Raw genomic sequence first — 17,777 nt, 5'->3', positions numbered from 1 at the left:
GAGGACGGCCTCGCGCTGTCCGTCGCGGCCGCCGGCGACAGCCCGTCGCGTCGAGCGCCGCCCCCTCCACGAGCGCAACTACGCCGGCGAGGACACCCGCAGGGAGTACGAACGGCTCCGGTCGGCGGCAGTCACGACCGACGCCGAGGGCGTGGTCGACGCCGTCGAAACGGCCGTCGAGCGGCCGGTGACGACCAGCGCAGACGCGGACGACTGACCGTCGAGTGCGGGAGAACGGATTACAGCGGCTCTCGCCGACCGAACAGTACCTTCGACTCCATCGTCATGATCGGCGATTCCTCGACCAGTGTCTCGACGGCTACCGTGACCAGCCCGGCCGCGTCGCTCCACGGGCCGGTGTCGAGGACTTCCGTGCGGACGCTGATGGTGTCGCCCGGGCGAAGCGGGTCGCGCCACCGGAGTTCGTCGACGCCGAGTGCGCCGTGGGTCTCCGTCTCCGAGAGGAACTCCGCGACGAGCAGCCGCATCGTCAGGCTGGCGGTGTGCCAGCCGCTGGCGACGACGCCGCCGAAGGGCGTCTCCGCGGCCGCCTCGGGGTCGGTGTGGAACGGTTGCGGGTCGAACTGCTCGGCGAACTCGATTATCTCCGACTCGGAGACGGTGTACTCGCCGAACGAACGGGTCTGTCCGGGCTCGAAGTCCTCGAAGTGGCGCATACCCGAACGTGGGTCCGGCGGGAGAAAAGCGTCGTCGTCAGCTATCGGCGACAGCAGCGGCGGTCGTGTTGCCGTCGGTCGTCGTGGTGTTGGTGCCGGCGGCCGTCTCGTTACCGGTGTCCTCGGTCGCCTCCTCGGCGAGGTTCTCGACGTAGGCGTCGAAGGTCTCTTGATCGGTGACGTTGATGGTCGCCATCATCTGGGAGTGGCCAGTCCCGCAGTACTCAGCGCAGTATAACTGGTAGTCGCCCTCGGTGTTGAGCGTGGTCGTGATGTAGTTCGACCGGCCGGGGAAGGCGTCGGCCTTCAGCCCGAGTTCCGGGGCGTGGAAGGCGTGCAACCAGTCGTTGGAGGTCACGTTGAGGCGTATCTCTTGGCCCTTGGGCAGGACGAGTTCACCCTGGTTCGAGTTGACCATCACGGTGGTGTTGTTCCCGCCCGCGTCGGGGTACTCGAACTGCCAGAAGTAGGTGTTGCCGTAGACGCTGACGTTCAGCGCGTCCTCGCCCGCGTCGGCCTCGTCGTAGCCGCCCTGTGCCATCACGCTGTAGGCGCCGAAGCCGACGAACAGCAGAACCAGCGCCGTCGCGATGGTCCACGTGATCTCGAGTCGGCGGTTCTCCTTGGTCGGCTTGGCCTCGTCGACGTTGCTCGCGCGGTAGCGCCAGACAGTGTAGAAGAGGATACCCTCGACGAGCAGGGTCAGCGGGATGGCGATAGCCAGCAGTTCGGCGTTGAGGCCGCCGATCAGCTCCTCGGTCGTCGAGTCCGCGGACTGGGCGAGCGCTGTCCCGCTGGCGGCCCCCAGCAGGACGGTCCCGAACACCCCGACGAGACCGGCACGGATACGGGTCATACTATCTCGGCCTAAGGAATTGGGCTATAAATAAGCTGTCGTCTCCGCGCCACCCGCCGTTCGGGGCCGCCGCGGGTGGACGAAAGCGCGGGCCATAAGTAGACTCAGACGAAGTCTAGAGTAGAACTGCCCGTGCGTGAACTGTCCCGTTTCGGAACCCTGCTGACCGCCACCGTCGTCGGCGTCTACGTCCTCATCATCGCGGGAGCGACGGCCGCGATAGCCGACGCCGCCCGCGTGTGCACGTCGTGGCCGGTCTGTCGGACGCCCGGGTCGCTCGCCGACACGCAACTGCTGATCGGCTGGGGCCACCGGGTCCTCGCCCTCGTCGTGGGTGCGCTCGTCCTCGCAACCGTCGTCGCCGGCCTCCGGGCCGACGTGGAACGACGCGTCAAACTCGCACTGCTGGCCGGCCTCGCGCTGTTCCCCGTCCAAATCGGGATGGGGGCGCTCGTCGCCACCAGCGGCGCGGCCGCGCCGTTCCCAGGGCTACACCTCGCCGTGGCGATGACCATCTTCACGACACTGGTCGTCGCGCTGGCGTGGACGCTTGAGGGCGGCGACGACACGCCCGTCTCGCCCGACCCCGAACCGGCCCCGATGCCCGAGGACCTCCCCGAACCGCAACCGCCCAGCGGCCTCCGGGAGACGGCGTACGCGTACTTCCGGCTGATGAAGCCGCGGCTGATGTGGCTGCTCTGTCTCGTCGCGGCCGCCGGGATGGCGCTGTCGGCCGGCCAGTCGCTGACCGTCCCGACGATACTCGCCACGCTCGGCGGCGGCGTCCTCGCCATCGGCGCGTCCGGGACGTTCAATCACGTCCTCGAACGCGACGTCGACCGTCGGATGGAACGGACCAACGACAGGCCGACTGTCACCAAGCAGGTCCCGGTGCGCAACGCCGTGGCCTTCGGCCTCGTCCTCGCGGCGGCGTCGATGGCCGTCTTCCTGACCGTCAACCTCCTGACCGCGGCGCTTGGCCTGACTGCCATCCTGTTTTACAGCGTCGTCTACACGCTGTTGCTCAAGCCCAACACCGTCCAGAACACCGTCATCGGCGGCGCGGCCGGCGCGCTCCCGGCGCTCATCGGCGGCGCGGCCGCGACGGGCACCATCGGCCTGCCGGGCCTCGCGCTCGCGGGACTAGTCTTCCTGTGGACGCCCGCGCACTTCTACAACCTCGCGCTGGCGTACAAGGACGACTACGCGGCCGGCGGCTTCCCGATGATGCCCGTCGTCCGCGGCGAGGCGACCACCCGCAAGCACATCCTCTGGTACCTCGCGGCGACGCTGCTGGCCGCGGGCGCGATGACCGCCGTCACCGACCTCGGCCTGCTGTTCGCGCTGGCTACTGTCGGCGTCGGCGCCGTCTTCCTGTGGATGGTCGTCCGCCTCCACCTCGAACGGACCGAATCGGCGGCGTTCCGGGCGTTCCACGCCTCGAACGCCTACCTCGGAGCCATCCTGATCGCCATCCTCATCGACACGCTGGCGGTGTGAGATGGCGACCGCGAGTCACTCTCTCCGCGAGCGGATTCGGCCCGAACCGCGGACGCTGCTGGCCGGCATCCTCCTCGTCCACCTCGAAGCCGGCCTGTTGCTCGGGTACGCACTGATCAGCGGCGACCGCTTCGTCACGCTGTTGGACTGGCGGCGCGCGATATACCCCTTCGTCTGGATCAACGTCGGCCTGTGGGCGCTGTGGCGGGCCAATCCAGCCGAGACGACGCCTCGCCGGAAGGCAGTCGCCGGTGCCATCGCCGTCGGCTACCTCCTCGTCCTCTCCTACGCCGGCGGGCTGTTCGACTTCGGCGCGATGCGGGCGCTCGGTCCCTCGCTGTCGGTGTCGCTGCCGCCGGGGTTCAGCCCGACGCTGACCTACAGCGCCCCGCCGCTGCGGGTGTCTTTGTTCCCCTACCGCGTCGTCGGTTACCTCGCGCTCGCGTACCTCGTCTACGCGACGGTCGTCGACGCGGCCTCCTCGGCCATCGGCGGCGTCCTCGGGTTGCTGTCGTGTGTCTCCTGTTCGTGGCCCATCCTAGCGACGGTCGCGACCGGCGTCTTCGGGTCGGCCAGTGCCGTCGCCGTCGCGGCCACCGGCTACTCCTACGGCATCTCGACGGTCGTGTTCGTCGTCACCGTCGCGTTGCTCGCGTGGCGGCCGACGGTCTGAACCGAACCGGCTTTGAGTCGCCGCCACCGAAACGGAGCTATGACTGCAGTCGTCGCCGCCGAGAACGTCGCCAAGCGCTACGGTGAAACCGTCGCGCTCGACGGCGTCTCGCTGTCCGTCGACGCCGGCGAGGTGCTGGGCCTGATCGGTCCGAACGGTGCCGGCAAGACGACGCTCGTCCGGGCCGTCCTCGGGGCCACCGACGCCGAAGGGTCCGTGGCATTGTTCGGCGAGGACCCGCGGTCGGTCGACCGCTCGCGGTTGGGCCTGCTCCCCCAGTCCTTCTCGCCGCCAGCGCGGCTGACCGCCCACGAGACGCTCGAATATTACGGCGGCCTCTACGACGAGTCCCGACGCGTCGAGGCCGTCCTCGAGGACGTGGGCCTCACTGACAGCGCCGACACGCACTACGAGAACCTCTCTGGCGGCCAGCAGCGTCGGGTCTGCGTCGGCGCGACGCTGATCAACGACCCCGACCTGCTGGTGCTGGACGAACCGACCACGGGCATCGACCCCGCGGGCCGGCGGGCGGTCTGGAGCCTCCTCGAATCGCTTGCCGACGGCGGCACCACCGTCCTGCTGACGACCCACTCGATGGCCGAGGCCCAGCGGCTGGCCGACCGGGTCGGCCTGCTGGCCGACGGCGAACTGGTGGCCCTGTCCTCGCCGTCGGAACTGATCGATGAGTACGGCGGCCAGACCCGACTGGAAGTCGGTGTCGACGGGACGCTCCCGGAGCGAATCGAAATCGACCACGACTACCGGCGCTACGACGGCCGGATCGTCGTCCGCGACGTGGCTCCCGTCGACATCGGCGACGTGGTCGACGCACTGGCCGCCGCCGGCGTCGCCGTCGGATCGCTCTCGTGGCGCGAACCCGACCTAGAGGACGTCTACCTCGAACTGACCGGGCGGGCCGTCGACCACGCCGGCGAGGCGGTCGACCCCGGCGAGGTAGCCGTCGCCGGGCCGACGGGAGGGGAGCGATGAGCCGGGTCGGCCGCGTCCGAGCGTCGACGCGGGCGGCCGCGCTGGCCTTTCTCCGCCGCCGGACGGCCGTCTTCTTCACGTTTCTGTTCCCACTCATCATCGTCGTCATCTTCGGTGCGCTGGTCCAGACACAGCCGACCGGCGGCGGCCTGTTCACCGAGCCAGCAGGCTACTACGTGCCGGGATATCTCGCCGTCGTGGTCCTCTTTACGCCGCTGTCGCGGGTCGGCAGCGAGGTGGCCCGCCACCGCGAGGACAACCGCTTCGAGAAGCTGGCGACGACGCCGCTGACCCGTAGCGAGTGGCTGCTGGCACAGACGCTCGTCAACGTCGCCGTCATCGGCCTCGCGGCGCTGTTGTTGCTCGCGTTGCTGGTCGTCGTGACCGGGGCTTCCATCACGTTCTCGCCGCTGTTGGTCGCGTTCGTCGCCGTCGGCGTCGCGCTGTTCTGCGGTATCGGTGCGGTGCTGGGCGCGACGGCGGACTCACAGGACGGCGTCATCGCGGCCTCGAACGCGCTTGCGCTCCCGCTGCTCTTTCTCTCGGAGACGTTCGTCCCGCTGTCGCTGCTGCCGTCGTGGTTCCGGCCGCTGGTCGACCTCTCGCCGCTGACGTACTTCTCCCGCGGTGTCAGGGGAGCGACCTACGACGCGGGCGCCGTCGGCGAGACGCCGGTGTCGGCGGTGCTGGGCGGGGACCCGCTCTCGAATTTCGCGGTGCTCGTCGTGCTGGCGGCGGCGGCCGTCGTCGCCGGCGCGGCTGTCCTCCCCCGGACGGAATGACGGACCGAGAGGGGCGGGTTTTTGAGCCTCCCCCACCAAGCGGTACCCAACAGATGGGTTCCACCTTCGACAGTGCGGACGCCGCCGGGCCGAGCGAGGACCTCGCCTGGTGTCACGAGGTCGTCCAGGACGTCTCCCGGACGTTCGCCATCACCATCGACGTGCTCGAGGAACCGATGTCCTCCGCTATCTGTGTCGGGTATCTCCTCTGTCGGATCCCGGACACGGTCGAGGACGCCGGACACATCCCGCCCGAAGAGCAGGTCGCCCTCCTCGAAACCTACGACGCCGTCCTCGACCCGGACGACGAGACGACCGGCGAGGCGTTCACGACGGCCGTCGAGCAGTGGGTGCCGGACGGCGACCGGTCGGCCGACTGGGACCTCGTCGCCGAAACCGAACGCGTCCTCCGGGTGTTCGACCACCAACCGGAGCGCGTCCGCGAGGCGATCCGACCGCCCGCGCGGGAACTGGTCGCCGGGATGGCCGAGTTCGTCGACCGCTACGCCGACGACGGCGGCCTCCGCATCGAGACCCGCGAGGAACTCCACGAGTACTGCCACTACGCCGCCGGCACCGTCGGCCACCTCATCACGAACCTCGTCACCGACGAGGACACGCCCGAGGAGACCCGGTCGGTGCTCGAAGCGACCGCCGAACCGTTCGGCCTCGCCCTCCAGTTGGTCAACATCTGCAAGGACGTCGGCGCTGACTTCCGCGAGGAGAACAACGTTTACCTCCCAGCCGATGAACTCCGCGCCGAGGGCGTCGAGCAGTCGGCAATCTGTGATCCCGACAACGAGAGCGGCGTCGTCGCCGTCGTCCGCCGCACCGCCGCCGACGCCCGCGAGTGTCTCGATCAGGCCCAGCGGTACCTCGAGTACGTCCCCGAACGCGACGGCAACACCGTCGCCGCGTGGGCCATCCCCTTCCTGCTCGCCGTCGGCACCCTCCGGGAAGTCGAGGCCCGCCCGGCCGACGTGCTCCGAACTGAGGGCGTGAAGATATCACGACAGGAGGTCGGTGCCGTCATCGACCGCGCTATCGACGGTCTCGACGGCGAGGAACTCGCCGAGTTGCGGGCGACCATCGCCGAGGGACCGCTGGCCTGATTCTCACTCGCTCGTCGTGTCGAGGCCGAGCGCCTCGTTCAGCCCACAGAAACAGGTAGTAGCGTTGAACCCGAGTCCGAGCGCGCCGAGCGCCGCCAGCAGACCCCGCGAGCGCTGTCCGCGTTTGAACGCTCCGACCGCGACGACTGACAGTACGACCGCACCGATGGCTCTGAGCAGGCGATCACGACCGCCGACGTTCGAGTCGACCATATCCGAACTCCGGGCGCGAGGAAAATATACGCTGTGGCGCGGTCAGTAGAACTCGCGGACGAGGTCCGTCGCGTCCTCGGGCGCGCCGTCGGGGATGTCCGCCATCGACCCCTCCAGCCCCATCCGCTCGCCGTAGGGCACGGAGTCGTCGTCCTGATAGAGGACGCCGATGTACTCCTTCTCGGAGTCGAGAATCTTGTCCTTGGCCTGATCGAAGTTGCCGGGGTCGTGGTCCTCCTCGTCGAGGTCGACGATGGCGTCCCGGAAGTAGTCGTAGGTGTCGACGTCGTTGAACGTGACACACGGCGAGTAGACGTTGACGAACCCGAAGCCGTCGTGTTCGATGGCCTGCTTGACGAGTTCGGTGTGTCGCTGGGAATCGGAGGAGAACGTCTGAGCGATGAACGTCGCCCCGGCGCTCAGCGCCAGCGCCTTCGGGTTGACCGGTTGCTGGTGGGTTCCCTCCGGCGAGGTCGACGTCTCGAAGTCCTCGCGTGAGGTCGGCGAGAACTGGCCCTTCGTGAGGCCGTAGATGCGGTTGTCCATCACGACGTAGGTCATGTCGACGTTCCGGCGGACGGCGTGGATGAAGTGGCCGGCACCGATAGAGTAGCCGTCGCCGTCGCCGCCGGCGACCATCACTTCGAGGTCCTGATTGGCCAGTTTCACGCCGATGCCGACCGGGAGCGCCCGGCCGTGGACACCGTGCAGCGCGTAGCTGTGCATGTAGGTGCCGATCTTGCCGGAACAGCCGATGCCCGCGACGATGAACGTCTCGTCGGGGTTGTTGCCGGTCTCGGCCAGCGCTTTCATCATCCCGTTCATCGTCCCGAAGTCACCGCAGCCGGGACACCACGTCGGTTGCTTGTCTGATTTGAAGTCCGTGAATCGAACGTCTGAGCTCATGCTGTTGCCTCCATGTCCGCGACCGCACTGCGAATCTCCTCGGCCAGTTCGTCCGCCTTGTACCGGACGCCGGTGTACTTGTTGACCCGCCGGACCCGCGTCAGCGTGTCGTGTTCGACGAGGTCGGCGAACTGCCCCGTCGCGTTACACTCGACGACTATGACCTCTTCGGCGGCCGCGACTTCCTCGGTCAGGTCCGGCCGCGGGAAGATGTACGGTACCGAGATGAACCGCACGTCCGGGCCGTCCGCCTCGAGGAACTCGATGGCCTCCCGCATCGCGCCCTCGTTCGAGCCCCACGAGATGACCAACGTGTCTGCGTCGGGGTCGCCGAACTCCCGGTAGTCCCACTCCTCACGCTCCTGTGCGGTCTCGACTTTTCGCTGGCGCTTGTCCACCTGATCGACGCGGACGTCTTCTTCCTCGGTCCGGCGACCGAGTTCGTCGTGTTCCAACCCGGTCGTCATGTGAGCGCCGTCGATAGTCCCGGGGAACGCCCGGGGGCTGATACCGTCCTCGGTGGCGGCGTGGGGCCGGAAGCGGCCCTTCTCGTCCAGCCACTCGTCGACCTCGGCCTCGTCGACGACCTTCCCGCGGTCGACCTCGACGGCATCCATATCGAACTCGTCGGGGTCGTAGGTCTGCTCGGTGACCGCCATCGCCAAGTCCGCGGTGAGATACACCGGGATCTGGTACTTCTCGGCGAGATTGAACGCCTCGACGGTCTTGTGGAAACACTCGGCGACGGTCGTCGGCGCGAGGACGAACCGCGGAATCTCCCCGTGGCCGCCGTAGAGCATCTGTTCTAAGTCGCCCTGTTCCTGTTTGGTGGGCATCCCAGTGGAAGGCCCGGAGCGCATCACGTTGGCGATGACCAGCGGGGTCTCCGTCGTGGCGATGAGGCCGAACGTCTCGGTCATCAGGTCGATGCCCGGGCCGGACGTGGCCGTCATCGCACGCGCACCGGCCCGCGCGCCGCCCAGCGCGAGGTTGATCGCCGACAGTTCGTCCTCGGCCTGAACGACCGCGCCGCCGTACTCCTCGATGCGGCCTGTCAGGTACTCCATCACGTCCGTCGCCGGTGTGATCGGGTAGCCGGCGTAGAAGCGACAGCCGGCCGCGATAGCGCCCATCCCGATGGCCTCGTCGCCGTTGAGCAGGACGTAGTCCTCGTCAGTGCACTCTAAGTCGTAGTCGGTCTCGGCGTCGAACTCCTCACGGACGTACTCCTGTCCGAGTCGCGCGGCCTCCTTGTTGTTGTCGACGATGGCCTGGCCCTTGTCGCCAAAGCGCTTCTCTAAGGCCTCGTCTAAGTTCTCGATGGGGAAGTTCGACACCTCACAGGCGGCCCCGAGCGCGACGACGTTTCGCATAATGGCGCCGCCGGCCTCCTCGCCCAGATCCTTCAGCGGAACCGGCAGACCGATCATCCCCTCGGGAATCTCGACGTCCTGCATCGTCGTCTGCTCGCCGTCGTAGATGATGACGCTGCCCTCGTGGAGTTCGTCGAGGTTCTCGTCGATGGTCCGTTCGGTCAGCGCGATCAGGATGTCCAGGCGGTCGACGACGCTCTCGACCCGGTCGACGGAGGTCCGGATCTTGTAGGCCGTGTACCCGCCGCGGATCCGCGAGGCGAAGTCCTTGGACGTGTAGACGTGTCGCCCCGCCCGCGACAGCGCCCGGGCGAATATCTTGCCCGTCGAGTCGATGCCATCGCCGGCCTCCCCGCCGATGGCCCAGTTGAGATCCTCATGCATACTACCGAGTTTCTACCTCCCGCCCGAGGAAAAGGCTTCGGAAAGCAGTAGTCTCCGACCGCTCGACTCCCGCAGACGACGGCCATTACGCCCGAATACTGGACGATCATCCGGATACTCTCTCGTCCGGAAAAATACCACCAACTGTCCCGTCGACAATGTAAATAATCCTTCGACGGAAATTCCGACCGTGGCTCGACACTCGGGACAGCGGTATCCGCCGCTTACGGTCGTCCGAGCGCCCACATCGCCGTTGGCAGTCCACCACATCGGGGAAGGTATCGACGCCCGCCGTACGAAGCCACTATCGGTTACGGTGACGGCCGACCGAAAAGTCCATGCCACGCCGGCCCGGCCACTCGGGTATGGACCAGACACCGCTCGCCGTCGCGGCCGTCGACGCTATCGGCCCCGACTCGGTCGCTATCACCTTCGAGACGCCGCCGGAGTTTGGGGCCGCCCCCGGTCAGTTCGTCAAACTCACCTTCGAGGTCGAGGGCGAGGATATCTCGCGGTTCTACACCATCTCCTCGCCCGACGTCGCGGACACCTTCGAGATAACCGTCGAGATAGACCCCGAGGGCGAGGTCGGCCCCCTGCTGTCCGAGTTGACCGCCGGCGACGAGGTGCGCGTCGCCGGCCCCTTCGGCGACGCCTACTACGAGAACGAGGACAGCGTCGTCGTCCTCGCCGGCGGCCCCGGCGTCGGCCCGGCGGTCGGCATCGCCGAACGGGCCGTCGCCGACGGCGGGCAGGCCGCGGTCGTCTACCGCGACGACGCCCCGGTCCACACCGACCGCCTCGGCGTCCTGATGGACGACGGCGTCTCCGTGGAGATTCTCGCCCCCGACGAGTCGCTGGACGACACCGTCGCCGCCGCGCTCGATTCGGTCGGTGCGGACCCGCAGGTGTTCGTCTACGGCTTCGCGGACTTCCTCGACGACGCCACGGCGGCACTGGAGGCGGCGGACTACGACGCCGACGCGGCGAAGGTCGAGAACTTCGGCTGACCGCCCTGAAAGCCCTCGAACGGCCTTGGCAGGCCGTTCTCGCCCTTTTCATTTCCGCCGCGACCTTCGGTCGCTAAGGCCCGCAGGCGCACGCGTCGCGGATGCGACGCGGCGCTCTGGGTTACGCCGGAAGACTCGCTTCGCTCGTCTTCCGAGCCCTAGCTCGCTACGCTCGCCAGGACGCCGACGCTTTCCTGTAGTCGCGCGCGGAACTGCGGCTCGCGGCTATCGCCGCTCGTGTTTCCGGGCGCGGAGCGCCCGGCCCGCGACTATTCCCCACCCCTCCCCGGGGCGCGCCACAGGGACGCGCCCGGGCGTCCTGACCGCCGGTCGCACCGCTCGACACCGCACGCGACCGCATATTATTCTCGACTCCGCCCGACGAACTCCACGAGGACGCCGCCGGTCGACTTGGGGTGGAGGAAGGCCACGTCGTGGCCCCACGCGCCCTCCCGCGGTTCCTCGTCGATCAACTCGACGCCCATCTCGCGGGCGCGGTCGAGCGCACCGGCGAGGTCCACTGTTCCCATCGCGAGGTGGTGGATGCCCGGGCCGTTGCGGTCGAGGTAGGAGGCGATTGCGTTGTCCTCGCCGACCGGTTCCAGCAGTTCGACGTAGCCGTTGCCGAGGTCGAGAAAGGCGACCCGGAGGCCGTCTATCGTCTCCTCGTGGGCCACCGTGACATCGAGCAGTTCGGTGTAGAACTCCAGCAGGCTGTCGAGGTCCGCGGTGGCGACGCCCGCGTGATCGAAGCGCATAGTCACCACTCCACGCGACCGCTACAAAAATCTACAGCCCGGGCTGGTGCTCGCCGAAGACGTCCCGTAGCGCGTCACATATCTCGCCCGTCGTCGCGTAGGCGTTCACGGCGTCGATCAGCGGCGGGACGAGGTTCGCGTCGCCCTCCGCGGCCGCCCGGACGTCTTCCAGCGCCGCCTCGACGGCCGCGTCATCGCGCTCCGCTCGGACCTCGTCGAGGCGCTCGGTCTGTGCGCGTTCGTCCTCCTCCGCGACTTCCTCCACGTCGGCGTCCTGTGCGTCCTCCTCGACGCGGTACTCGTTGACGCCGACGATGACCCGGTCGCCGTCCTCTATCTCCTGTTGACGCTCGTAGGCCACGTCCTGTATCCGGCGCTGGACCCACCCGGACTCGATAGCCGGGCGCATCCCGCCGCGGTCGTCGACGGCGTCGAGTATCTCCCGGGCCTCGGCCTCGATGTCGTCGGTCAGGCTCTCGACGTAGTAACTCCCGCCGAGCGGGTCGATGGTGTCGGCCACCCCCGACTCGTGAGCCAGTATCTGCTGGGTCCGCAGCGCCGTCCGGACGCTCTGCTCGGTCGGCAGCGACAGCGCCTCGTCTTTGCCGTTGGTGTGGAGGCTCTGCGTGCCGCCGAGCACTGCCGCTAACGCCTGATAGGCCACGCGGACGACGTTGTTCTCTATCTGCTGGGCGGTCAGCGTCGAGCCCGCGGTCTGGGTGTGGAACTTCAGTTGCTTGCTCGCCGACTCGTCGGGATCGAATCGCTCCTCGACCAGTGTCGCCCACAGCCGTCTCGCCGCGCGGAACTTCGCCACCTCCTCCAAGATGTTGTTGTAGGAGGCGAAAAAGAACGATAGCTGGGGGGCGAACTCGTCGACATCCAGCCCCGCCTCCAGCGCCGCTTCGACGTAGGCAAGCCCGTTACCGAGCGTGAACGCGACTTCCTGTGCGGCCGTCGACCCGGCCTCCCGGACGTGGTACCCCGAGATGGAGATGGGGTTGAACTTCGGCAACTCCTCGGCACAGAACGCGAAGACATCGGTGATGATCCGCATCGAGGGCTCGGGCGGGTAGATGTAGGTGTTGCGGGCGATGTACTCCTTCAGCACGTCGTTCTGGATAGTCCCGCGGAGTTGCTCGCGGGGGACACCCTGCTGGTCGCCGACGGCGACGTACATCGCCAGCAGGACGGCGGCGGGCGCGTTGATGGTCATACTCGTCGACACCTCCCCGAGCGGGATGCCGTCGAAGACAGTCTCCATATCCCGCAACGAGTCGATAGCGACACCGGCCTTCCCCACCTCGCCGGCGGCCATCCCCGCGTCCGAGTCGTATCCCATCTGGGTGGGCAGGTCGAAGGCCATCGAGAGCCCGGTCTGGCCCTCCTCCAGCAGGTAGTTGAACCGCTCGTTGGTCTCGCTCGCGGTCCCCATCCCGGCGTACTGGCGCATCGTCCAGAGCCGCCCGCGGTACATCGTCGAGTAGACCCCGCGCGTGTACGGTTCCTGACCCGGGTATCCGAGGTCCGACTCGTAGTCGAGGTCCGCGACGTCTGCCGGGGTGTAGAGGCGGTCGACCGCGCGGCCGCCGGTGTCGGTCTCGAAGGCGTCGCGTCGCTCGCCGAACCGCTCGACGGTCGGGGCGACCGTCTCGGCCTCCCACTCCCGTTTGCCCTCGCGGATGCGTTCGAGGTCGTCCGGGTCGAACATACCTCAGCCACGGCACCGCGGGGCTTAAGACCGGCGGCGACCGCAAGATATCTCCCGACGGTCGGGCTACGTGATCGTGATGTCCGACTACGACGCCGTCCTGTTGGACTTAGACGGAACCCTCTGTGAGTACGTCCGCGGGAAGCGGGAGCTGCTCGCGGCCGCCTTCGAGAGCGAGGGCGTCGACCCGCTGTTCACCGCGGCTGACTACGCCGAACGCGTCGACAGCTACGCCGACCGCGCGGACTCGATGGGAGAGCGCCGCCGGCTGTGTTTCGCGGACCTCGCGGCCGAGAACGGGCACGACCCCGCGGTGGGCCGGGCGGTCGCCGACGCCTACGCCGCGGCGCGGGACCACGGCAACGTCCGGTTTCTCGACGGTGCCGAGACGGCGCTCTCACACCTCGCCGACCGCTATCCGCTCGGCCTCGTCACGAACGGCGGCCCCGGGATGCAGGACCCGAAAATCGACGGTATCGGCGTCCGCGAACGCTTCGAGACGGTCGTCTACGCCGGCCACGACGTGCCCGCAAAGCCCGCCCCCGACCCGTTCGTGGTCGCCCTTGAGGACCTCGGCGTCCGACCCGAGCGGACCGTCTACGTCGGTAACAACTACGAGACGGACATCCTCGGGGCTGCCGAGGCCGACGTGCCGGCCATCCTGCTCGGAGACGCGCCCGCCGACGCGCCCGTCGACCCGGTCGCGACCATCGAGCGCCCCGGAGAACTGACGGACCTGCTCTGAGAACTCAGCTCGTGTCGTACTTGTAAGTCGCCTCGTCGGGGTCGATACCGAAGTCCTCGGCGCTTTCGGTGGGTTCGTCGTCGCCGTCGTCGGCCTCGGCGGCCTTGAACGCCTCCCGGCGCTTGGCGGGCATCTCGAAGTCCTCGACCGCCAGCGTCATCGGGACGGCCTCAGGCTGTATCGCCTCGCGTTTGGTGGCCAGTCTGTCAGCGAGAACCGCCGGGAGCGAGTCGGGGTCGACCGGAGAGAACCCGAACTGAGTGAGATACTCCGGTTGGTCGGTCAGAGTGTAGACGGTGTCGAAGCCCTCGGCCTCGGCCGTCCGGACCAACCGCTCGACGACGTGCGCGCCGACGCCCTGCCCGCGCCACGCTTCGAGGACGCCGATGCTCGTCAACTCACAGCGGTCCGGGTCGTCCTCGCGCTTGTGGATCCTGATTCGGCCGAACCCGGCCTTCTCGTTGCGCTGTTCGTCGATGGCGATAACGTAGTCCCGCGACCGGAAGGCCGTCTCGTCCAGGCCCATCTCCTCGATGCGATCCAGCAACCAGACTTCCTCGCGGTTTTTCGCGTCCCGGACGTACATACATCTCCCTTGGCTACCCGGAATCAAAAGGGTACGGCTCGTCCAAAAAGTATATTTTCGGGAGGATTGAAGCCCCAGTGACACGATGAACCGACGACGGTTCCTCGCTACGAGTGCGACAGTGGGTGTCCTCGCGATGGCCGGGTGTTCGGACGACGAGACAGCCCCTCCACGGCGGTCACAGGTGTTCGAAAACCAACGCGTCACCGACGGACGCCTCGAGGTACAGCTAGATCCACAACCGAGAGTCGAGTCCCGCGAGGACGTCGAGGCGGGACTGGTCCCGATAGGCTTCGTCGGCCGGGCGGCGGCCGCGAAAGGCGGCGGCGCGGGGAGAGGCGCCAGCGGCCGCGGGAAGAGTGGGAGCTACAGCGACGCGCCGAGACACGGCAACCACGGCCACGCGATGTACGGAGCCGGCGCCTACGGCAACGACTACCGCGACGACCACGACGACGACATAGAGCGGTACGACGCCAGCATCGCCACAGTCGGGGTGGCCCGCATCGGCGACCCGGGCGACGACGAGGACGACCTCGAGGCGTACGGCGACTTCGACCCGGACGAGTTGACAGAGTACGACGCCAGCGCCGGCGACGCGGTCACCCATCCGATAGACCAGGGTGCCGGCTGGTACCGAACAGGGGCGAAGCTGACCGGTGATAGCGTCGACCACGACTTCGGCTGGTCGTATCTCGACGTCGAGGTCGAGGGCGCCGAGGAGATGAGCGTCGGCCAACACTGGAAGCTCTCGCCGAGACTCTAGGTCGATGGGGCTCGAGACGGGGACAGGCCGCCGCACGCTGTACGCGCTGACCTTCGTGGTCGCGCTGTGTAGCTTCGCGTACGAGCTGGTGTACTCGGAGCTTCTGACCGTCGTCTACGGCGGGACGGTCACCCAGTACGGCCTGACGGTCGGGCTGTTTTTCTTCTCGCTCGGCGTCGGCTCGTTCCTCGCGCGGACGCTCGACCACGACCGGCCCTCGAACTTCTTCCGGACGGAACTGCTGTTGGCCGTCGTCGCCCCCGCGGGCGTGCTGTACATCCTCGCGCTCGGGACCGTCGTGCCGCCGCAGTGGCTCCCGCCGAGCGCGCTGGAGTGGGCGGCGCGGCTTCCGGTCGTACTGGTCGGCCTGCTCTCTGGGTTCGAACTCCCGCTGTTGACGGCGCTTGTCGCGGACACCGCGTCCGACGGCGACGGCCTCGTCTCGACCGTCGGCCGACGGCTCTCGGGGGCCGTCTACGGGCTGGTCGGACTGGTCTTTTCCGTCTCGACTGACGGCAACGACGTCGACAGCTACTCGCTGGTCCTCGGGATGGACTACCTCGGCGGCCTCGCCGGGTCGCTGGTGTACGTGTTCGTCCTCTACCCGCGGGTCGGCCTGCTGGCGACGGTGTTCGTCCTCGGGTTGCTCAACGGCCTCGCGGCGCTGGCGTTCGCGGCCGGGTTCGGCGGCTTCTCCCGCGAGCGGTCGCCCGGCCGCTCGCTCCGGCCGACGCTGGTCGCCGTCTGTCTGGTCGTCGCGCTGGTCTACGGCGGACTGGCCGCCAACTACCGGACCGTCGACGAGGAGTTGACGAGCGCCTATATGGAGGCGACGATAGAGGCCGAATACCCCGGCGGGAACGTCGACGCGACGGTGACGGACGTACAGACGACCCAGTACCAGCGGGTCACAGAGTACACCCGGACGTGGACCGGCGACCGGGAGAACCCCTACTTCGAGGGCGATACCGAGCGCTGTCTTCGGCTGGACACCGCGGTACAGCTCTGTGATAGCTGGGCGCGGCCGTACCACCACGGCCTCGCGGACGTGCCGATGACGCTGTTCGAGAACGGCTCTGAGACGGACGTGTTGGTCGTCGGCGGCGGCGACTTCGTGGCCGTCGACCACCTCCGGGAGTACGGTGTCGACGTGGACCTCGTCGATATCGACGGCGAGTTTATGTCGATGGCGAGAGACAGCGAGTGGCTGGCGCAGTACCACGACCACGCCTACCGCTACGACCGCCTGAACGTGAGCGTCGGCGACGCCTACGACTACCTGACCGACAGCGACGAACGCTACGACCTGATCCTGCTGGACCTGCCGGGCGCGACGGACGACGACCTGCTGGGACTGTACTCCGTGCAGTTCTACGAGCAACTCCGGCGACACCTCACGGACGGCGGCCTCGTCGGCACGTGGACCTACTCACAGGCGGCCTACGGCGACCACCACGCGGCGTACGCCAACACCGTCCGCGCGGCCGGGTTCACGCACGCGCTGGAGTACTGGGCCCACGGCGACATCGACGGCGACGACCGGACCGAACGCGTCGAGCGGTTCAAGTTGTTCTCGCCCGAGGCCACGCCCTCGCTCGACCCGGCGGAAGGCGGGGCGTACGTCGACCGATACGGGAGCGACTACGCCGACGCGCAGTGGGAACCGATCACCAGACACCGCGGGGCGGCCGTCAACGGCCGCTTCGACCCGAACTACGACATCCTGATAGACACATGAGCGACGAGACCCTCCACCTCAGCCAGCGGTCCGAACGGCCCGACCTGAACGGACTCGACATCAAACACAGCGAGACGCGGTCGCTGCTCGGCGCCGAGTGGACCGTCGCCGTCATCGGGAGTTCGCACTACCTCGGTTCGCCGGATTTGGACTATCACGAACTCTGCTCGTGTGAACCGGTCGAGGGGCCGTCCGTCGTCGACGTGCCGCTGACCGTCGGGACCGACCGCCGCTTCGAGACGGACGCCGGCGCGGCGACGGCGACCACCACCGTCGAGGGGCGGCCGCTGTCGGCGTTCCCGGGCCCCGAGGCCGCCGACGTGGCCTATCGATTCGGCCCGGACGCCTACACGACCGTCGACCTCTCCGGGCGGGGGTACGAGACCTACCACACGTACCCGGAGTACGACCTCGCGTTGCGGACGACGACCACGGTAACGACCACTGAAACCCATGAACGACGAGTACAGCGGTGACGTGACACTGGACGGAGAACAGCGAACGCCCGTCGCTATCGAGGACCCCGAGGACGTCTTCGTCAGGTCCGAGAGCGTCGACGGGGGACTCGAAATCAGAAACGCCGAGTGGGTGTTCTCGGCGACGCCAATCGAGGCGTCGGTCGACGTCGACCCCGAGAAACGCGTCGCCGGCGACATCGAAGACGGCTACGTCGACGGCGTCCACGGCGACGCCCTGCTGGACACCCCCGAGGACGTCTTCGTCGCCTACGGGGCCACCGGGAGTATCGACGCCGACGGCGTCGAGCAGGTGTTCCACGACGACACCGCGCCGACGACGCCGCCGTCGGCCTGTGACGCGTCGGTGACCGGGTACCAGCGGTCGCGGACGGTCGAGTCCCCGGACACCGGTATCGTCCTGACCGGCGGCGGCCACGAGGTGACCGTCACCGCCGACGGAGGCGTCACGGTCGAGTCGGCCTGACCGCCGGAAACGGTTCTCTGCCTGCGCGTGGATAGGCCGGTATGACACGGATCGC

19 protein-coding genes and 1 pseudogene are annotated in these 17,777 nt (G+C 68.0%); 12 read left to right on the top strand and 8 right to left on the bottom strand.

Going from position 1 to position 17,777, the window contains the following annotated elements:
- Positions 1 to 217: pseudogene (locus GJ629_RS16115) on the top strand (hypothetical protein); the annotation flags it as partial.
- 22 nt (positions 218 to 239) lie between these two features.
- Here the strand turns inward: GJ629_RS16115 and GJ629_RS07210 are convergent.
- On the bottom strand, positions 240 to 677 hold the full coding sequence (locus tag GJ629_RS07210; protein ID WP_157512393.1) for a MaoC family dehydratase: 438 nt from the start codon (positions 675 to 677) through the stop codon (positions 240 to 242).
- Positions 678 to 714: 37 nt separating this feature from the next.
- A complete protein-coding gene (gene coxB / locus GJ629_RS07205) occupies positions 715 to 1,533 on the bottom strand; it encodes a cytochrome c oxidase subunit II (RefSeq protein WP_157512392.1) in 819 nt (272 codons plus the stop codon).
- A gap of 132 nt (positions 1,534 to 1,665) precedes the next feature.
- On the opposite strand from coxB, the gene GJ629_RS07200 reads away from it, so the two are divergent.
- From GJ629_RS07200 to GJ629_RS07180, 5 genes are read left to right on the top strand one after another with little or no spacing between them, the layout of a single operon-like run.
- A complete protein-coding gene (locus tag GJ629_RS07200; protein ID WP_370515816.1) occupies positions 1,666 to 3,033 on the top strand; it encodes a heme o synthase in 1,368 nt (455 codons plus the stop codon).
- Between the two features lies 1 nt (position 3,034).
- Entirely contained in the window at positions 3,035 to 3,706 is a 672-nt protein-coding gene (locus GJ629_RS07195; RefSeq protein ID WP_157512390.1) for a hypothetical protein, read from the top strand.
- A gap of 39 nt (positions 3,707 to 3,745) precedes the next feature.
- Positions 3,746 to 4,696, top strand: coding sequence for an ABC transporter ATP-binding protein (locus tag GJ629_RS07190; RefSeq protein ID WP_157512389.1), 951 nt, complete (start codon positions 3,746 to 3,748; stop codon positions 4,694 to 4,696).
- On the top strand, positions 4,693 to 5,478 hold the full coding sequence (locus GJ629_RS07185) for an ABC transporter permease (protein ID WP_157512388.1): 786 nt from the start codon (positions 4,693 to 4,695) through the stop codon (positions 5,476 to 5,478). Before GJ629_RS07190 ends, GJ629_RS07185 begins: the two co-directional genes overlap by 4 nt.
- Positions 5,479 to 5,531: 53 nt before the next feature.
- Positions 5,532 to 6,590: a phytoene/squalene synthase family protein gene (locus GJ629_RS07180; protein ID WP_157512387.1), complete on the top strand. Its 1,059-nt coding sequence runs from the start codon at positions 5,532 to 5,534 to the stop codon at positions 6,588 to 6,590.
- Between the two features lie 3 nt (positions 6,591 to 6,593).
- Here GJ629_RS07180 and GJ629_RS07175 read toward each other — a convergent pair whose 3' ends face one another.
- From GJ629_RS07175 to GJ629_RS07165, 3 genes are read right to left on the bottom strand one after another with little or no spacing between them, the layout of a single operon-like run.
- On the bottom strand, positions 6,594 to 6,803 hold the full coding sequence (locus GJ629_RS07175; RefSeq protein ID WP_157512386.1) for a YgaP-like transmembrane domain: 210 nt from the start codon (positions 6,801 to 6,803) through the stop codon (positions 6,594 to 6,596).
- Between the two features lie 42 nt (positions 6,804 to 6,845).
- Complete coding sequence (locus GJ629_RS07170) at positions 6,846 to 7,709, bottom strand: 2-oxoacid:ferredoxin oxidoreductase subunit beta (RefSeq protein ID WP_157512385.1); 864 nt, start codon at positions 7,707 to 7,709, stop codon at positions 6,846 to 6,848.
- Positions 7,706 to 9,466, bottom strand: a complete 1,761-nt coding sequence (locus GJ629_RS07165) for a 2-oxoacid:acceptor oxidoreductase subunit alpha (RefSeq protein ID WP_157512384.1) — start codon at positions 9,464 to 9,466, stop codon at positions 7,706 to 7,708. The genes GJ629_RS07170 and GJ629_RS07165 overlap by 4 nt, the downstream gene beginning before the upstream one ends.
- Positions 9,467 to 9,831: 365 nt before the next feature.
- On the opposite strand from GJ629_RS07165, the gene GJ629_RS07160 reads away from it, so the two are divergent.
- Positions 9,832 to 10,476 (top strand): ferredoxin--NADP reductase, encoded by a 645-nt coding sequence (locus GJ629_RS07160; protein WP_157512383.1) that lies wholly within the window; start codon positions 9,832 to 9,834, stop codon positions 10,474 to 10,476.
- A 362-nt stretch (positions 10,477 to 10,838) separates the two neighbouring features.
- On the opposite strand, the gene mce is transcribed toward GJ629_RS07160, so the two are convergent.
- Both mce and GJ629_RS07150 read right to left on the bottom strand, forming a co-directional pair.
- A complete protein-coding gene (gene mce, locus GJ629_RS07155; protein WP_157512382.1) occupies positions 10,839 to 11,234 on the bottom strand; it encodes a methylmalonyl-CoA epimerase in 396 nt (131 codons plus the stop codon).
- A gap of 31 nt (positions 11,235 to 11,265) precedes the next feature.
- Entirely contained in the window at positions 11,266 to 12,945 is a 1,680-nt protein-coding gene (locus GJ629_RS07150) for a methylmalonyl-CoA mutase (protein ID WP_157512381.1), read from the bottom strand.
- 79 nt (positions 12,946 to 13,024) lie between these two features.
- On the opposite strand from GJ629_RS07150, the gene GJ629_RS07145 reads away from it, so the two are divergent.
- Positions 13,025 to 13,690, top strand: a complete 666-nt coding sequence (locus tag GJ629_RS07145) for an HAD family hydrolase (RefSeq protein WP_157512380.1) — start codon at positions 13,025 to 13,027, stop codon at positions 13,688 to 13,690.
- 4 nt (positions 13,691 to 13,694) lie between these two features.
- Here the strand turns inward: GJ629_RS07145 and GJ629_RS07140 are convergent, their stop codons facing one another.
- Positions 13,695 to 14,276, bottom strand: a complete 582-nt coding sequence (locus GJ629_RS07140) for a GNAT family N-acetyltransferase (protein ID WP_157512379.1) — start codon at positions 14,274 to 14,276, stop codon at positions 13,695 to 13,697.
- An 85-nt stretch (positions 14,277 to 14,361) separates the two neighbouring features.
- Between GJ629_RS07140 and GJ629_RS07135 the strand changes: the two genes are divergently transcribed.
- Genes GJ629_RS07135 through GJ629_RS07120 form a run of 4 tightly spaced genes read left to right on the top strand, consistent with a single transcriptional unit; the run spans position 14,362 to position 17,722 of the window.
- Complete coding sequence (locus GJ629_RS07135; protein ID WP_157512378.1) at positions 14,362 to 15,042, top strand: hypothetical protein; 681 nt, start codon at positions 14,362 to 14,364, stop codon at positions 15,040 to 15,042.
- A gap of 4 nt (positions 15,043 to 15,046) precedes the next feature.
- On the top strand, positions 15,047 to 16,780 hold the full coding sequence (locus tag GJ629_RS07130; protein WP_157512377.1) for a spermidine synthase: 1,734 nt from the start codon (positions 15,047 to 15,049) through the stop codon (positions 16,778 to 16,780).
- The gene (locus GJ629_RS07125; protein WP_157512376.1) at positions 16,777 to 17,256 is read left to right on the top strand and encodes a hypothetical protein; all 480 of its coding nucleotides are present in this window, start codon (positions 16,777 to 16,779) and stop codon (positions 17,254 to 17,256) included. Before GJ629_RS07130 ends, GJ629_RS07125 begins: the two co-directional genes overlap by 4 nt.
- Positions 17,234 to 17,722, top strand: a complete 489-nt coding sequence (locus GJ629_RS07120) for a hypothetical protein (RefSeq protein ID WP_157512375.1) — start codon at positions 17,234 to 17,236, stop codon at positions 17,720 to 17,722. The genes GJ629_RS07125 and GJ629_RS07120 overlap by 23 nt, the downstream gene beginning before the upstream one ends.
- Positions 17,723 to 17,777 lie beyond the last annotated feature (55 nt).

This window comes from Halapricum sp. CBA1109 (assembly GCF_009741825.1).
GTDB lineage: Archaea > Halobacteriota > Halobacteria > Halobacteriales > Haloarculaceae > Halapricum.
The sequence above is the reverse complement of the archived record's forward strand: the minus strand, read 5'-3'. Positions and strand labels throughout refer to the sequence as shown.

Coding starts and splice junctions, on each gene's coding strand:
- GJ629_RS07210 (WP_157512393.1), bottom strand. CDS start 677: ATGCGCCACTTCGAGGACTTCGAGCCCGGACAGACCCGTTCGTTCGGC.
- coxB (WP_157512392.1), bottom strand. CDS start 1,533: ATGACCCGTATCCGTGCCGGTCTCGTCGGGGTGTTCGGGACCGTCCTG.
- GJ629_RS07195 (WP_157512390.1), top strand. CDS start 3,035: ATGGCGACCGCGAGTCACTCTCTCCGCGAGCGGATTCGGCCCGAACCG.
- GJ629_RS07190 (WP_157512389.1), top strand. CDS start 3,746: ATGACTGCAGTCGTCGCCGCCGAGAACGTCGCCAAGCGCTACGGTGAA.
- GJ629_RS07185 (WP_157512388.1), top strand. CDS start 4,693: ATGAGCCGGGTCGGCCGCGTCCGAGCGTCGACGCGGGCGGCCGCGCTG.
- GJ629_RS07180 (WP_157512387.1), top strand. CDS start 5,532: ATGGGTTCCACCTTCGACAGTGCGGACGCCGCCGGGCCGAGCGAGGAC.
- GJ629_RS07175 (WP_157512386.1), bottom strand. CDS start 6,803: ATGGTCGACTCGAACGTCGGCGGTCGTGATCGCCTGCTCAGAGCCATC.
- GJ629_RS07170 (WP_157512385.1), bottom strand. CDS start 7,709: ATGAGCTCAGACGTTCGATTCACGGACTTCAAATCAGACAAGCAACCG.
- GJ629_RS07165 (WP_157512384.1), bottom strand. CDS start 9,466: ATGCATGAGGATCTCAACTGGGCCATCGGCGGGGAGGCCGGCGATGGC.
- GJ629_RS07160 (WP_157512383.1), top strand. CDS start 9,832: ATGGACCAGACACCGCTCGCCGTCGCGGCCGTCGACGCTATCGGCCCC.
- mce (WP_157512382.1), bottom strand. CDS start 11,234: ATGCGCTTCGATCACGCGGGCGTCGCCACCGCGGACCTCGACAGCCTG.
- GJ629_RS07150 (WP_157512381.1), bottom strand. CDS start 12,945: ATGTTCGACCCGGACGACCTCGAACGCATCCGCGAGGGCAAACGGGAG.
- GJ629_RS07145 (WP_157512380.1), top strand. CDS start 13,025: ATGTCCGACTACGACGCCGTCCTGTTGGACTTAGACGGAACCCTCTGT.
- GJ629_RS07140 (WP_157512379.1), bottom strand. CDS start 14,276: ATGTACGTCCGGGACGCGAAAAACCGCGAGGAAGTCTGGTTGCTGGAT.
- GJ629_RS07135 (WP_157512378.1), top strand. CDS start 14,362: ATGAACCGACGACGGTTCCTCGCTACGAGTGCGACAGTGGGTGTCCTC.
- GJ629_RS07130 (WP_157512377.1), top strand. CDS start 15,047: ATGGGGCTCGAGACGGGGACAGGCCGCCGCACGCTGTACGCGCTGACC.
- GJ629_RS07125 (WP_157512376.1), top strand. CDS start 16,777: ATGAGCGACGAGACCCTCCACCTCAGCCAGCGGTCCGAACGGCCCGAC.
- GJ629_RS07120 (WP_157512375.1), top strand. CDS start 17,234: ATGAACGACGAGTACAGCGGTGACGTGACACTGGACGGAGAACAGCGA.